Here is a 13876-nt window from a genome sequence, read left to right as displayed (position 1 = left end):
CAAGGAGTTCGGGCTTGAGTGGAGAGGAAGTCTCAGGTGGTGGTGCGGCCCCGGCGGGCCAGCAGGCGTACGGCTGCGTCGCCGATCAGCTGGATCACGGACACGATGACGATCAGCAGCGCGACGGTGACGAGCATGAACCGGTTGTCGAAGCGCTGGAATCCGTAGGTCACGGCCTTGGACCCGAGGCCTTCGCCGCCGACCGCGCCGGCCATCGCGGAGTAGCCGATGAGCACGATGACGGTGGTGGTGACGCCGGAGATGAGCGAGGGCAGTGCCTGCGGCAGCAGCACCTTGCGGACGATCGTCGGGATGGATCCGCCCATCGACTGGACGGCCTCGACGAGCCCGTGGTCGACCTCGCGGACGGCCGTCTCGACGAGCCGCGCGAAGAACGGGATGGCGCCGACGGAGAGCGGCACGATCATCGCGGTCGGGCCGATGAAGGTGCCGACGACCCAGGTGGTGAAGGGGATCAGGGCAATCAGCAGGATGATGAACGGCAGCGAGCGGCCGATGTTCACGATCACGCCGATGACCTTGTTCACCGGGGTGTTCTGGAGCAGTCCGCCCTTGTCGGTGAGGACCAGCACGATGCCGAGCGGCAGCCCCACGAGAACGGTGACGACCGCGGACCAGAGCACCATGTAAAGGGTGTCGACGGTTCCCTGGATGAGCAGCGGCTGCATTTCGGACCAGGTCACTTCGCCACCTCCTCGGTGAGCGGGGCGGGGGTCTGTACGGGGCTGGAGGCGGCGTCGTGCTCCACGACCTCGGCCTGGAGTCCCTGCTCGCGCAGGAAGCCGATCGGCACGACGTTGTCCTCGAAACGGCCGGGCAGTTCGATGCGCATCCGGCCGATCTGGTTGCCGCCGACGGTGTCCATCGCGGCGCCCAGGATCGAGATGTCGATGTTGTACGTACGGGAGAGCTGCGAGATCACCGGCTGGGTTGCGGCTTCGCCGTGGAAGGTGACGTCGACGACCGTGCGATCGGGGCCGGAGGCCGTGGCGCCGACGGGGAACAGCTCGTGGGCCAGTTCGGAGCCGGGGGTGGCGAGCAGTTCGCCGACGGTGCCCGACTCGACGATGCGTCCCTTCTGCATCAGCGCGGCGGAGTCGCAGATCGTCTTGACGACGTCCATCTCGTGGGTGATGAGCAGGACGGTCAGGCCGAGCTGCTGGTTGAGGTCGCGCAGCAACTGGAGGATGGAGCGGGTGGTCTCGGGGTCGAGGGCGGAGGTCGCCTCGTCGGAGAGCAGCACCTTGGGGTCTCCGGCGAGCGCGCGGGCGATGCCGACGCGCTGCTTCTGACCGCCGGAGAGCTGGCCGGGGTAGGCCTTGGCCTTGTCGGCGAGGCCTACCAGGTCGAGGAGTTCGAGGGCCTTGCGGGAGCGGTCCTTGCCGTAGACACCGAGGATCTCCAGCGGGAGTTCGACGTTGTCCTGCACGTTCCGCGAGGCCAGCAGGTTGAAGTGCTGGAAGACCATGCCGATGCGACTGCGCGCCTCGCGCAGTTCCTTGCCGGCCCGGCGGCGGCGACCGGCGAGGGCGGTGAGGTCCTGGCCGGCCACGGTCACGGTGCCGGAGGTGGGACGTTCCAGAAGGTTGATGCAGCGGATCAGGGAGGATTTTCCGGCGCCGCTCTGTCCGATGACGCCGTACACCTCGCCCTCGCGGACGTGCAGGTCGACGCCGTCCAGGGCTGTGACCTGGCGTCCGCGCGACTGGTAGACCTTCGTGAGGCCCGAAGTGGTGATCACAGGGGTTTCCGTCACTGTCGAGTGCGCGGCGCGATGTCCGCCGGGCACGGGGCATTCGTCTGATGAGACTGCTGGGACGTTTCGATCGGACGTTCCAAGCGGGGGTCTCGGCACGGCTGACTGCCGCGGGTGGCCGCACAGCGGTGCTCGGGCAGGCTCGTTCCGCCGGATGCGGACGGCTCTGACTCGGTCTCGCTTCGGGGCGCGAGGCTCAGGCGGGGGCCCTCAGAAGGCGCGCATTCGACACATGCAACGAGCACCGGGCGTCGTGATCGCCTCGGTCGCAAGGGTGCGATTACTCGTCGTGGTCATGCGCCAAGTAAAACAGACGTAACGTTCCGTCCGACCCGCCTGTCCGCATGGCGGACAGCCGTGGATAGTGGTGCGAGCCGGTTCAGCCGACTGTCGTGATTTCCACTCCCTCGTCCGTGACCTGCACTGATATGGCAGAGAGGTTATCGACGACCACATCCGCGTCCAGCTCGGAACGGTCATGTGTTGTGGCCAAGGCCACGGTCTTCATGCCTGCCGCCCGCCCGGCCCGCAGTCCGGCGGGGGCGTCCTCGAAGACCACGCAGCGGGCCGGGTCGACGCCGAGGCGCCCGGCGGCCAGGAGGTAGGGCTCGGGGTCGGGCTTGCCCCGGGTGACGTCCTCGGCGGCGACCATCACGGGGAAGTCGACCCCCACTTCGCGCAGCCGGGCCTCGCCGAGCGGTCGGGTGGCGGAGGTGACGACGGCCCATCGGTGCGCGGGCAGCGCACCGAGCAGCTCCTTGGTGCCGGGCAGGATCACGACTCCGCCGGGTGCGTCCTCGATCTCCAACTGTTCTATCCGGGCCAGGGCCCCGTCGACCCGGTCGGGGGGCAGCAGCTCGGCGATGATTTCGCCGGCCGTCCGGCCGTGCAGTTCGACGCCCTGGAAGTCCTCCGCCGTCATCCCGTACTCCTGGGCCCACCGGGTCCAGCAGCGGTACACCGACTCGATCGAGGAGAGCAGCGTTCCGTCGTTGTCGAACAGCAGGGCTTCGGCATGGATCTTCATGTGCATCGACACTAGGGCCTCGCCCTCGGGCCATGCCCTCCGGGTACGGGGGCGCACGCAAGGGGCCTTTGGGTCCGTAATACCCTCACCTCATGCTTGACGCCCTGACGATCGCGGTCGCCGTGACCGCGCTCGCCCTCGCCGCCTGGTGCGGATTCGCCGCATACCGGGACCAGCCGACCAAGGACTGGCACTTCATCGGAATGGCCATGGTCTCGCTGCTGGCGCTGGCCCAGCTGGTGGTGGGCATCGTGCAGCTGTCCCGGGGCGAGCGGCCCGAGCAGGGTATGACGATCTTCATCGCGTATCTGATCGGGGCTTTCCTCGCCGTACCCGCGGCCGGTTTCCTGTCGCTCACCGAGCGGACCCGATGGGGTTCGGTGACGGTGGCGGCGGGCGCGGTCGTGCTGGCCGTCCTCGAAGTACGGCTCTACGACATCTGGGGAAACTGACCGTGACCGACACCGATCGCACCCCCGCAGCGGCCACCGGCGAGAAGCAGCCCTTCGACCTGGGCGCCGGTCCCGGCCGGGTACTGCTCTGGTTCTACGGGGTGTTCACCGTCGCGGCGGCCTCCCGCTCGATCGTCCAGATGATCCTGGACTTCGACAAGGCGCCGCTCGCCTATGTGCTGTCGGCCGTGGCCGCTGTCGTGTACGGATTCATCACGTACTCGCTGGTGCGCGGTGGTGAGAGGGCGCGCAGGTCGGCGCTGGCGTGCTGCGCCGCCGAGCTCCTGGGTGTACTGGTCGTGGGGACCTGGACGATGGTGGAGCCCTCGGCGTTCGCGGACGCCACCGTCTGGTCCGACTTCGGCATGGGCTATCTGTTCATCCCGGTGATCCTGCCGATCACCGGGATGATGTGGCTGCGCCGGGCGAAGACGGCGTAAGCCGCACGAGGACCGAGAACGCGTGCCAGACGCCCCCGGCCAGACGGGACTTCCGGAACACGCCCTAGGCGCTGGCCACGTAGGCGGGCGCGGTCGCGTCCTTCTCCAGCAAGATCATCCGGACGCCGTCCTGGCCCGTCTCATTGCCCACGGGGGCGTAACCCGCCCGCTGGTAGAGCCGCAGATTGCTCTCGCTGCGATGCCCGGTGTGCAACCGGAAGCGGGTGGCCGACCGCTCGTCGACGAGTCCCGACTCGGCGGCCCGCAGCAGCCGGGCGCCGAGCCCGTGCCCCTGGAGCCGCGGGTGCACACAGAGCCTCCCGATCTCCCCGGTGCCGTCCTGATCGGTGGATCCACGGACCGAACCGACGACTTCGTCACCCAGCCGCGCCACGAACACCAGATTCGTGGCAATCTCCGCGCGCACCGAATCGAGGGTCTGGACGAGCGGGTCGATCCGGTAGTTCCCGTAGAGTTCCGCCTCGCTCTGGAAGCAGAGGTACTGAAGTTTCAAGATCTGTTCGGCGTCCTGTGCCGTCGCCGCCGAGATGATCACGCTCATGCCCATGTGCGCATGCCTCCGCCCACCTGATCCATCGGTTGTTTCTCACGCTCCTTTCCCCACAGTTCAGGAGCTACAACCTCCGCCGCGAGCATTCTGCGCAGACATCCAAGGCATCGGGAACGGATCGGGCCCAAACTCCCCTGTGACATACCCAACTTCCCTGCGATTTCCCGGTAGGTGGGATCACCGGGCGCGAGCATCGCGTGCAGCAGCCGGGCACACCGGCCGGGCAGCCGGTCCACCGCGGCGCGCAGCGCCCGGCGTTCGTCGGCGCCGACGGCGATCCGCTCCGGGCAGCCGGCCGGATCCGCGGAGGTCTCGTCACGGTAGGGGCGTTCGTGCCGGACGGTACGGCGGGCCCGTCGGGCCTCCGCCCGTACGGCGTGCCGCACCCAGCGCGCCCTGTCCACCGGCGGCCCGTCCTGTGCGAGCCGCTCCAGCAGCCGCAGCCAGACGGCCTGTTCGAGATCGGCGGGTTCGATGGCCGCGCCCGTTGCCGAGGCGGCCGCCTCGGCCGTGGCCTCGGCGCTCACCAGTGGATACAGGGCATGGACGACAGCCGCGGGGGCGGCGGTCCCTGTGGGGGCCAGATCGGGAAGCGTCATGCCCCGGCCGACGCACCTTTGCCGGCGGCCGGTTGCCTCGCCCGGCGAGCACCACCCGACCGGAGCACGCCCCGGCCGGGTGCTGACGCCGGTGTCACTTCGCGGCGAAGTCCGCCGCGGCGAGAAGAGCGGTGTCCGGGTTGTCGGAGAAGATCCCGTCGATACCCGTCGCAAAGTACGCCTGGAACGCGCCGAATGCGTCACCGTAGGCGTTGGGGTCCGTGCCGCGCCGGAAGTCGGCGGGCAGGAAGGTGTTCTCGTTGCGCATGGTGTACGGGTGCAGGACCAGGCCCTGGGCGTGGGCGTCCTTCACCAGGGCGGTCGGTGCGGTGAGCCGGCCCGAGGCGTCCTTGGGAATGATCAGGTCCAGAGTGGGTCCGATGCCCTGGGCGAAGGACGCCATCCATTTCAGGCCCTCGGGCTTCACCAGGTCGGCGACGGTGCGCGGATCGCCGGACGTCACGAAGTCCCAGGGCCGCTCGCGCGCGCCGGAGAGCAGTACGACGCGCGGGGTGGCGACGAGTCCGGCCAGCCGCTGAATGCTGCCGGGCTCGAAGGACTGGAGGATGAGCGGCGACTGCTTGCGGTGGCGGTTGTAGCGGCGCAGCAGCTTGGCGAGGGGCTCTTCGAGTCCGAGGCCGAGGCTGCGGAAGTAGGTGGGGTGTTTGGTCTCGACGTACAGCCAGACCTGCTTGCCGCGCTTGCGGCCCTCGCGGTCGGCCCACTGGAGCACCTCTTCGAACGTGGGGATCTCCCAGCGGCCGTCGTAGAGCGTGTTCTTCTGACGGGTGCCGGGGATGCGCTCCTTGGCGCGGAGCGTTTTCAGTTCGGCGAGGGTGAAGTCCTCGGTGAACCAGCCGGTGAGGGAGACCCCGTCGACCTTCTTCGTGGTTCTGCGGCTCGCGAACTCGGAGTGGGCGGAGACATCGGTGGTGGCGGTGATGTCGTTCTCGTGACGGCAGACGAGGTGGCCGTCCTTGGTCGGCACCAGGTCCTGCTCGATGATGTGCGCGCCCATGTCGAGAGCCAGTTGGTAGGAGCCGAGAGTGTGCTCGGGCCGGTAGCCGCTGGCGCCGCGGTGTCCGATGACGGTGGGCACCGGCAGGTCGAGGCGGAATCCGTGTCCGCCGCCGTGGCCGCCGGCCCGTTCGGCGGCCTTCCCGCCAGCGCTTTCGGCGGCGTAGGCCGGGCTGCCGGCCAGCCCGAGAGCGGCCGTGCCCAGCACGGCGGCTCCCGCCCCCAGCAGGGTTCTGCGGCCGGGACCTGCCTGCGCGCGCTCTGTCATGAATGCTCCTCGCGTGTGATGTCTGGCACCTGTCGGCGAGGCCTGAGCGTAGGGAGTCGTACCGTCGAAGGAGCAGCCCCTGGACGAACATGGCGGAAACTCATGTCGACACCGGGTATCCACTCGATGAACCCGATGTGCGATGGGCGAGTTCCCGCGAGTATGGTCCTCACCTGCATGGAACGTCACGATCCCGCGCCTCGGCCGGCCCGGCCACTACACCGGAGGAACCGTTGTCCCGACACGCACTCATCAAGGCAGTGCTCGGACCGATCTTGCGTCTGATGTTCCGCCCCCAGGTGGAGGGTGTGGAGAACATTCCCGGAGACGGTCCGGTGATCCTCGCGGGCAACCATCTGACGTTCATCGACTCGATGATCATGCCGATCTGCTGCGACCGGCAGGTTTCCTACATCGGCAAGGACGAGTACGTGACGGGCAAGGGGCTCAAGGGCCGGGCGATGGCCTGGTTCTTCACGGGCTGCGGCATGATCCCGGTGGACCGTGACGGCGGCCGCGGCGGTGTCGCGGCGCTGATGACGGGCCGTCGGGTGCTGGAGGAGGGCAAGGCGTTCGCCATCTACCCGGAGGGCACCCGCTCGCCCGACGGCCGCCTCTACCGGGGCCGTACGGGCATCGCCCGGCTGACGCTGATGACGGGTGCACCGGTGGTTCCGTTCGCGATGATCGGTACGGACAAGCTGCAGCCCGGTGGTGCCGGTCTGCCGCGTCCCGGCAAGGTGACGGTCCGTTTCGGTGCACCGATGGAGTTCTCCCGCTACGAGGGCATGGACCGCGACCGCTATGTACTGCGGGCGGTGACCGACTCCGTGATGGCCGAGGTGATGCGGCTGTCCGGTCAGGAGTACGTCGACATGTATGCGACCAAGGCCAAGGCCGCGTGAGCTGACACGCGGCGCAGGGCATACGGAAGGGCCCGTACCCGGGTTGGTGGGACGGGCCCTTCCGTATGTCGTCACAACTCGTACGGCCCAAGGGGCGGCGACTACTCGTGGACGATGCCGTCCTCCAGCCTCTGACCGCGCAACAGGAACCAGGCGGCGACGGCCGTCGTCAGCAGGACCGCTGCGCCGACACCCGCGGCCAGCTGCAGTCCGTCGACGAACGACTCCTGTGCCGCGGAGACCAGTGCGCTCGCCTGCTGCGCCGGAAGACCGTGGGCCGCTTCGACGGCGCCGCCCAGCGATTCATGAGCCGCTGCGGCGTTGGCGGACGGGACGCCCTCCGGGGTGGCGAAGCCCTGGTAGACGCCGGTGACGACGGAGCCGAGCAGGGCGATGCCGAGGGCCGCGCCGAGTTCGTACGCCGTCTCCGAGACCGCGCTCGCGGAGCCGGCCTGCTCCTTGGGGACGCTGGAGAGGATCACATCGGAGGTGACGGTGAAGGCAAGGCCCGCACCGACGCCGACCACCAGCAGCACCGCACCGATCAGCGGATATGCGGTCTCCTTGTGCATCAGGGTGACCGCGGCGAGCGCCAGGCCGATCGCCCCGAGGCCGACGGAAACCACCGACCGCACCGAGTAGCGCCGGGCCGCCCGGCCCGCGATCAGACCTGCGGTGACCGCACCGACGGCTGCGGGCAGTTCGGCGAGTCCGGCCTCCAGCGGCCCGCGTCCTTGTACCAGTTGCAGGAACTGGGAGAGGAAGAAGACGAGCCCGGACAGGCCGAGGATGGTCAGCAGATCGGCGAGGACCGCACCCGAGAAACCCCGGTGGTGGAAGAGCCGCATGTCCAGCAGGGGTGCGGGGAGCGTGAGCTGCCTGCGTACGAACCAGCAGAGCGCGGCCAGGCCGCCGACGCCCGCGACAGCGATCCCCCAAGTCACGCCGTGCGCGGCCATCTCCTTGATGGCGTATACGACTCCGATCATGCCGATGAAGGAGAGCGCCACGCTGACCAGGTCCCACGGGCCCGGTGCCGGATTCTTCGACTCCGGAATCATTTTGATGCCGACGGCCACCAGGACGGCCATGACCGGCAGGTTGATCAGGAAGACCGATCCCCACCAGAAGTGCTCCAGGAGGAACCCGCCGACGACGGGTCCGACGGCCGCACCCGCGGAGGCCATGGCTCCCCAGATACCGATGGCGAAACTGCGCTCGCGCGGATCGTGGAAGAGGTTGCGGATCAGGGCGAGCGTGGACGGCATCAGGGTGGCACCCGCGACACCGAGCAGCGCCCGCGCCAGGATCATCATCTCGGGCGTGCTCGCGTACGCATTGAGCACGGAGACTGCGCCGAAGGCCACGGCACCGGTCAGCAGCAGCTTCTTGCGGCCGATGCGGTCGCCGAGGCTGCCCATCGAGACGAGGAGCCCGGCGATGACGAAGGAGTAGACGTCGCCGATCCAGAGCAGCTGGGTGCCGGACGGCTTGAGGTCCTCGGTGAGATAGGGGGTGGCGAGGCCGAGGACTGTGGCATCCACGGCCACCAGCAGCACGGCGAGGACGAGGACGCCCAGGGCGATCCACCGCCCCGGACGGCGCAGCTCCTGCGAGGTCTCCACGCGCTGTTCGAGACTGGTCATCGCTCCACGCTCCGGCGTGCACCGCCGAGCAGCAGCTCGACGATCATGTACTGGAAGTCCTGCCCGGCGACCCGGCCCGCCTGGACGGCCCAGGCGCCGGCGGAGAAGAGACTGTAGAGGGCCTCGGTCAGCCAGGCGGGGGTGAGATCGATCCGGAACTCGCCACGCTCCTGGCCGCGCCGGAAGAAGGCGGAGACCCGGGCGTCGAGCCGGTTCCAGCCCTCGTTCACCTCGTCGCCCTCGAAGAGCTGGTTCTCGGTGACGAGGAACGAGAGCAGTCCGGCGCTCGGCTCGACGGCCGCGACGAGTCGGCGCAGCCCCTCCTCGCAGCTCCCCTCGTCGAGCGCGGCCTCGTCGAGGGCCGCTTCGAACTCCTGGATTCCCAGGTTCTCCAATGCTTTGACCAGGGTGTCCCGTCCGGCGAAGTGCCGGTGCAGCGTGGCGCGTCCGATGCCTGCGGCCTTGGCGACCTCGTCCATGGTGGCGGTCGATTTACGGGTCAGCAGGGCGGCGGCGCTGCGCAGCACCTGCTCACGGTCAAAAGTCATGAGACAACCATAAACCATATGAGACAGAAATGTCTCACGGAAGACGTCGCCCCCCACGGAACGGAGAGAGGACGATGTCGGCATGAAGCCGCTGCTGCTGATCGACATCGACGGTCCGCTGAATCCGTACGCGGCGCTGATGCTCCGCCGGATCCCGTATGGGTATGCGATGCATCTGATGCGGCCCACGGGGTGGGACTACGGCCCGCCGCTGCCCGTCCTGCTCAATCCGGCACACGGCCAGGCGCTGCTGGCCCTCGCCGGCCGTTACGAACTGGTCTGGGCGACGGAAGGACGAGGCCAACGCGTGGATCGGGCCGCGGCTCGGACTGCCCCCACTGCCGTACATCGACTGGCCGTCGATGCATGGCGGCGCGCCGGACGGTACGTACTGGAAGACGCAGTACGTCGTGGAGTACGCGGCAGGCCGGCCGTTCGCCTGGGTCGACGACGAGATCGCCGAGCAGGACCGGGAGTGGGTCTCGGGGCAGGGGGCGGGCGAGACGCTGCTGCTGTGGATCGACCCGCGGATCGGGCTGCTGCCGGCCGATTTCGAGAAGCTGGCCGTGTGGGCGGACGGCCGCCGTGGCAGCTGACACCGAGCCCGCCGTACGGGCCGCGCGCCCAGGGGCGCTCGGTGCCGCCCGCCCCGGGCCGGACGCACCGGCCGTGTCACAGGCGCCGGGCGCGCCCGGTCAGCTCCACGGCAGCCCGGCGCGGTGTCGCCAGTACGCCTCCGGCTCCTCCACAAGCGCGTCGAGCCGGGCGCGCCGCTCCACGTCGAGGTCGACGACGGCAGCGTGCAGGTTTCCGGCGAGCTGGTTGACGGTCGCCGCACCGGAGAGCACCACACCGGCCCACGGCTGGTGCAGTACGAACGCCAGGGCGACCGCGTCACTGCCCAGGCCGGCCTCGGCGGCGATCTCCTGGACCACGGCGGGGGCTTCCGTTCCGGCGAGCCGGCCGTTGGCCATGGCTTCCTTGACGATCACGGTGAGCCCGGCGTCATGGGCCTCGGCGAGCGCTGCTCCGGCCGAGGTCTCCAGGAGGTTGTATGTGGCCTGGACCGTACGGAAGAGCGGCTTGCCGTCGACCGTGACGGCAAGAGCGGCCCGGATGGCGTCGGCCTGGGCCGGCCCGCTGGTGGACAGGCCGACACTGACCCCCTCCGCGGCAAGTGCGGCGAGCCGTGCGTGCAGCTCCTTGTCGGTGAGGGCCGGGCTGTCGGCGGTCACGGAGTGGATCTGGTAGAGGTCGAGGCGGTCACCGAGGAGCGCGTCGGTCTCTGCGCGCTGGCGTTCGAACATGGCGAGGCTGTGGTCCTTGACCTCGTGCGCCTCGGCTTCGACGCTCCAGTCGGCGGTGTAGGTGTAGCCCCACTTGCTGCCGATGACGACATCGCGCACTTCCGGGCGCAACGTCAGCCACTCGGCCAGGAACTCCTCCGAACGGCCGTAGGAGCGGGCCACGTCGAAGTAGCGGACGCCCTGGGCATAGGCGGCATCCAGCAGCTCGTGCGTGCGGTCACGCAGCGCTTCGACGCTGCGGTCCCCGGGCAGATCGCGGTCGCGGTGGAGGTTGATGTAGCCGGGCCTGCCGACCGCTGCCAGGCCGAGCCCGATGTGGGCGGTCGGAGTCGTCGCTGTTGCCAGCCGGGCGAAAGGCATCGTGGGCTCCTCGTCGATCGGGTGCGCTCACCACGTCAACGTAACTCAGACCGGCCGGCAAGTGGGGGTGTCCGATGCCACCCCCACTTGCCGGCCGGTCTCAGCTCGGGACAACCGAAAGGCGGGGAGCGTACGGCCGCTCCCCGCCTCGATTCGCCTTCGGCAATGCCGGGTCTGTGCGGTCAGTTCTTCGCGGTGGCCCACGCCTGCTGGACGGCGAGGTCGGCCTTGACCTCGGCGAGCTGGACGGCCACGGCCGACGGGGCCGTACCACCGCGGCCGCTGCGGGACGCGAGCGCACCGGCCACATTGAGGACCGTGCGGACCTCGGGGGTGAGGTGCTCGGAGATCGTCGCGAACTGCTCATCGGTCAGCTCGTCGAGCTCGATGCCGTGCTGCTCGCACTCCTTGACGCACTCGCCCGCGACCTCGTGCGCGACGCGGAACGGCACGCCCTGCTTGACCAGCCACTCGGCGATGTCGGTGGCGAGCGAGAAGCCTGCCGGAGCCAGCTGCTCCATGCGCTCGCGGTTGACGGTGAGCGTGGCCATCATTCCGGTGAACGCGGGCAGCAGGACTTCGAGCTGGTCACAGGAGTCGAAGACCGGCTCCTTGTCCTCCTGGAGGTCGCGGTTGTACGCGAGTGGGAGGGCCTTCAGCGTGGCCATCAGACCCGTCAGATTACCGATCAGCCGGCCCGACTTGCCGCGGGCCAGCTCGGCGATGTCCGGGTTCTTCTTCTGCGGCATGATCGAGGAGCCGGTGGAGAAGGCGTCGTGCAGGGTCACGAAGGAGAACTCCTTCGTGTTCCAGATGATGACCTCCTCCGCGATCCGGGAGAGATCGACGCCGATCATCGCGGTGATGAACGCGAACTCGGCGACGAAGTCGCGGGAGGCCGTGCCGTCGATGGAGTTGGCGACGGAACCATGCTCGAAGCCGAGGTCGGCGGCGACCGCCTCCGGGTCGAGCCCGAGAGACGACCCGGCCAGTGCGCCGGAGCCGTACGGGGAGACAGCCGTCCGCTCGTCCCACTGACGCAGCCGCTCGGCGTCCCGGGACAGGGACTGCACATGGGCCAGGACGTGGTGGGCGAAGAGCACCGGCTGGGCGTGCTGCAGATGCGTACGACCGGGCATCGCAACGTCCGGGTGCGCCTCGGCGAGGCCGATCAGAGCGCCCTGCAGCTCGGCGATGAGACCGCCGATGATCCGGGCGTGATCACGCAGGTACATCCGGAAGAGCGTGGCGATCTGGTCGTTACGGGACCGGCCGGCCCGCAGCTTCCCGCCGAGGTCCGGGCCGAGGCGCTCAAGCAGGCCGCGCTCCAGCGCGGTGTGCACGTCCTCGTCGGCGACGGTGCCGGTGAACGAACCGTCGGCGACATCGGATTCGAGCTGGTCGAGACCGGCGATCATGCGGTTCAGCTCGTCCTCGGCGAGCAGGCCCGCCTTGTTCAGCACTCGCGCATGGGCACGGGAGCCGGCGATGTCGTACGGCGCGAGCCGCCAGTCGAAGTGGACGGAGGCGGACAGCTTGGCCAGTGCCTCGGCCGGACCGTCGGCGAAGCGGGCGCCCCAGAGGCGTACATCGCTGTTGCCGTTGCCGTTGCTCACTGCATGCTCCTCGGAAGAACAAGGGGGTGGATGTGCAACCGCCTCCCCGCGCGGAGGGACGGGGAGGCGGTGACGTGACTACTGAGGGTCGGGCGAGGTCTGCGTCAGGCTATGCCTGCAGATCGCGCTTGGCGGCGATCTTCGACGAGAGGCCGAAGATCTCGATGAAGCCCTGCGCCTTGGACTGGTCGAACGTGTCGCCCGAGTCGTAGGTGGCGAGGTTGAAGTCGTACAGCGACTCGCTGGACTTCCGGCCGGTGACGACGGCACGACCGGCGTGCAGGATCATCCGGATGTCGCCGGTGACGTGCTGGTTGGCCTCGTTGATGAAGCCGTCCAGGGCGCGCTTGAGCGGGGAGAACCACAGGCCGTCGTAGACCATCTCGCCCCAGCGCTGCTCGACCTGCCGCTTGTAGCGGGCCAGCTCGCGCTCGACGGTGACGTTCTCCAGCTCCTGGTGGGCGGTGATCAGCGCGATCGCGCCCGGGGCCTCGTACACCTCACGGGACTTGATGCCCACGAGACGGTCCTCGACCATGTCGATCCGGCCGATGCCCTGGGCGCCGGCCCGCTGGTTGAGCTGCTGGATCGCCTGGAGGACGGTGACGGGCTTGCCGTCGATGGCCACGGGCACGCCCTCCTTGAAGGAGATGACGACCTCGTCGGCCTCGCGCGGGGTGGCGGGGTTCTCGGTGTACTCGTAGATGTCCTCGATCGGCGCGTTCCAGATGTCCTCCAGGAAGCCCGTCTCGACGGCACGCCCGAAGACGTTCTGGTCGATGGAGTACGGGGACTTCTTGGTGGTCGCGATCGGGAGGTTCTTGTCCTCGCAGAAGGCGATGGCCTTGTCCCGGGTCATCGCGTAGTCACGGACCGGGGCAATGCACTTCAGGTCCGGGCCGAGCGCGGAGATACCGGCCTCGAAGCGCACCTGGTCGTTGCCCTTGCCGGTGCAGCCGTGGGCGACGATGCCGGCGTTGTGCTTGTTGGCTGCCGCAACGAGGTGCTTGACGATGGTCGGCCGGGAGAGGGCCGAGACCAGCGGGTAGCGGTCCATGTAGAGGGCGTTGGCCTTGATCGCCGGGAGGCAGTACTCCTCGGCGAACTCGTCCTTGGCGTCCGCGACCTCGGCCTCGACGGCACCGCAGGCGAGCGCGCGCTTACGGATGACGTCCAGGTCCTCGCCGCCCTGGCCGACATCCACGGCAACGGCGATGACCTCGGCGCCCGTCTCCTCGGCGATCCAGCCGATGGCGACGGAGGTGTCCAGGCCGCCCGAGTAGGCGAGTACGACGCGCTCGGTCACGGGTTTCTCCTTACGGTGCAATCACTGATGGGTATAA

Annotated in this window: 14 protein-coding genes and 1 pseudogene; 4 read left to right on the top strand and 11 right to left on the bottom strand. The window is 69.0% G+C overall.

Annotated features, from left to right (window positions below):
- Window positions 1-32: 32 nt before the first annotated feature.
- From ACH4EW_RS17120 to ACH4EW_RS17110, 3 genes are all read right to left on the bottom strand, one after another.
- Window positions 33-704 (bottom strand): methionine ABC transporter permease, encoded by a 672-nt coding sequence (locus tag ACH4EW_RS17120; protein ID WP_398257420.1) that lies wholly within the window; start codon window positions 702-704, stop codon window positions 33-35.
- Window positions 701-1762 (bottom strand): methionine ABC transporter ATP-binding protein, encoded by a 1062-nt coding sequence (locus tag ACH4EW_RS17115; RefSeq protein ID WP_398257417.1) that lies wholly within the window; start codon window positions 1760-1762, stop codon window positions 701-703. Before ACH4EW_RS17115 ends, ACH4EW_RS17120 begins: the two co-directional genes overlap by 4 nt.
- A 394-nt stretch (window positions 1763-2156) precedes the next feature.
- Entirely contained in the window at window positions 2157-2804 is a 648-nt protein-coding gene (locus ACH4EW_RS17110; RefSeq protein WP_398257414.1) for an HAD family hydrolase, read from the bottom strand.
- A 92-nt stretch (window positions 2805-2896) separates the two neighbouring features.
- Here ACH4EW_RS17110 and ACH4EW_RS17105 point away from each other — a divergent pair, with 92 nt between their 5' ends.
- Together ACH4EW_RS17105 and ACH4EW_RS17100 are read left to right on the top strand one after the other, a co-directional pair.
- Window positions 2897-3256, top strand: a complete 360-nt coding sequence (locus ACH4EW_RS17105) for a hypothetical protein (protein WP_398257412.1) — start codon at window positions 2897-2899, stop codon at window positions 3254-3256.
- Window positions 3257-3258: 2 nt separating this feature from the next.
- Window positions 3259-3696 (top strand): hypothetical protein, encoded by a 438-nt coding sequence (locus tag ACH4EW_RS17100; RefSeq protein WP_398257409.1) that lies wholly within the window; start codon window positions 3259-3261, stop codon window positions 3694-3696.
- A gap of 64 nt (window positions 3697-3760) precedes the next feature.
- Here the strand turns inward: ACH4EW_RS17100 and ACH4EW_RS17095 are convergent, their stop codons facing one another.
- The 3 genes from ACH4EW_RS17095 to ACH4EW_RS17085 form a co-directional block, all read right to left on the bottom strand.
- Window positions 3761-4264: a GNAT family N-acetyltransferase gene (locus ACH4EW_RS17095; protein ID WP_398257406.1), complete on the bottom strand. Its 504-nt coding sequence runs from the start codon at window positions 4262-4264 to the stop codon at window positions 3761-3763.
- A complete protein-coding gene (locus tag ACH4EW_RS17090) occupies window positions 4255-4866 on the bottom strand; it encodes an RNA polymerase sigma factor (protein ID WP_398257403.1) in 612 nt (203 codons plus the stop codon). Before ACH4EW_RS17090 ends, ACH4EW_RS17095 begins: the two co-directional genes overlap by 10 nt.
- A gap of 94 nt (window positions 4867-4960) precedes the next feature.
- Complete coding sequence (locus tag ACH4EW_RS17085) at window positions 4961-6151, bottom strand: glycerophosphodiester phosphodiesterase (protein WP_398257400.1); 1191 nt, start codon at window positions 6149-6151, stop codon at window positions 4961-4963.
- Between the two features lie 233 nt (window positions 6152-6384).
- On the opposite strand from ACH4EW_RS17085, the gene ACH4EW_RS17080 reads away from it, so the two are divergent.
- Window positions 6385-7056 carry a 1-acyl-sn-glycerol-3-phosphate acyltransferase gene (locus ACH4EW_RS17080; protein ID WP_266363024.1) on the top strand — a complete coding sequence of 224 codons (672 nt, stop codon included), beginning with the start codon at window positions 6385-6387 and terminating at the stop codon, window positions 7054-7056.
- A 101-nt stretch (window positions 7057-7157) separates the two neighbouring features.
- On the opposite strand, the gene ACH4EW_RS17075 is transcribed toward ACH4EW_RS17080, so the two are convergent.
- Window positions 7158-8702, bottom strand: a complete 1545-nt coding sequence (locus tag ACH4EW_RS17075; protein WP_398257397.1) for an MFS transporter — start codon at window positions 8700-8702, stop codon at window positions 7158-7160.
- On the bottom strand, window positions 8699-9250 hold the full coding sequence (locus ACH4EW_RS17070; RefSeq protein ID WP_398257394.1) for a TetR/AcrR family transcriptional regulator: 552 nt from the start codon (window positions 9248-9250) through the stop codon (window positions 8699-8701). The genes ACH4EW_RS17075 and ACH4EW_RS17070 overlap by 4 nt, the downstream gene beginning before the upstream one ends.
- Before the next feature lie 82 nt (window positions 9251-9332).
- Between ACH4EW_RS17070 and ACH4EW_RS17065 the strand changes: the two are divergent.
- Window positions 9333-9846, top strand: a pseudogene (locus ACH4EW_RS17065) (hypothetical protein).
- Between the two features lie 99 nt (window positions 9847-9945).
- Here ACH4EW_RS17065 and ACH4EW_RS17060 read toward each other — a convergent pair.
- The 3 genes from ACH4EW_RS17060 to ACH4EW_RS17050 all read right to left on the bottom strand — a co-directional run bounded on the left by ACH4EW_RS17060 (window position 9946) and on the right by ACH4EW_RS17050 (window position 13839).
- Window positions 9946-10917: an aldo/keto reductase gene (locus ACH4EW_RS17060; protein ID WP_398257391.1), complete on the bottom strand. Its 972-nt coding sequence runs from the start codon at window positions 10915-10917 to the stop codon at window positions 9946-9948.
- A 182-nt stretch (window positions 10918-11099) separates the two neighbouring features.
- Window positions 11100-12533, bottom strand: a complete 1434-nt coding sequence (gene argH / locus ACH4EW_RS17055) for an argininosuccinate lyase (protein ID WP_398257388.1) — start codon at window positions 12531-12533, stop codon at window positions 11100-11102.
- A gap of 109 nt (window positions 12534-12642) precedes the next feature.
- The gene (locus ACH4EW_RS17050) at window positions 12643-13839 is read right to left on the bottom strand and encodes an argininosuccinate synthase (RefSeq protein WP_398257386.1); all 1197 of its coding nucleotides are present in this window, start codon (window positions 13837-13839) and stop codon (window positions 12643-12645) included.
- Window positions 13840-13876 lie beyond the last annotated feature (37 nt).

The sequence above is a fragment of the Streptomyces sp. NPDC018000 genome (genome assembly GCF_044328025.1).
GTDB lineage: Bacteria > Actinomycetota > Actinomycetes > Streptomycetales > Streptomycetaceae > Streptomyces.
Note: the sequence above shows the minus strand (reverse complement) of the source record. Positions and strands in the feature narration are given on the sequence as shown.

What these genes read in the sequence shown, in the direction of transcription:
- ACH4EW_RS17090 (WP_398257403.1), bottom strand. Translation starts at nt 4,866, where the DNA reads ATGACGCTTCCCGATCTGGCCCCCACAGGGACCGCCGCCCCCGCGGCT.
- ACH4EW_RS17085 (WP_398257400.1), bottom strand. Translation starts at nt 6,151, where the DNA reads ATGACAGAGCGCGCGCAGGCAGGTCCCGGCCGCAGAACCCTGCTGGGG.
- ACH4EW_RS17110 (WP_398257414.1), bottom strand. Translation starts at nt 2,804, where the DNA reads ATGAAGATCCATGCCGAAGCCCTGCTGTTCGACAACGACGGAACGCTG.
- ACH4EW_RS17075 (WP_398257397.1), bottom strand. Translation starts at nt 8,702, where the DNA reads ATGACCAGTCTCGAACAGCGCGTGGAGACCTCGCAGGAGCTGCGCCGT.
- ACH4EW_RS17095 (WP_398257406.1), bottom strand. Translation starts at nt 4,264, where the DNA reads ATGGGCATGAGCGTGATCATCTCGGCGGCGACGGCACAGGACGCCGAA.
- ACH4EW_RS17060 (WP_398257391.1), bottom strand. Translation starts at nt 10,917, where the DNA reads ATGCCTTTCGCCCGGCTGGCAACAGCGACGACTCCGACCGCCCACATC.
- ACH4EW_RS17105 (WP_398257412.1), top strand. Translation starts at nt 2,897, where the DNA reads ATGCTTGACGCCCTGACGATCGCGGTCGCCGTGACCGCGCTCGCCCTC.
- ACH4EW_RS17070 (WP_398257394.1), bottom strand. Translation starts at nt 9,250, where the DNA reads ATGACTTTTGACCGTGAGCAGGTGCTGCGCAGCGCCGCCGCCCTGCTG.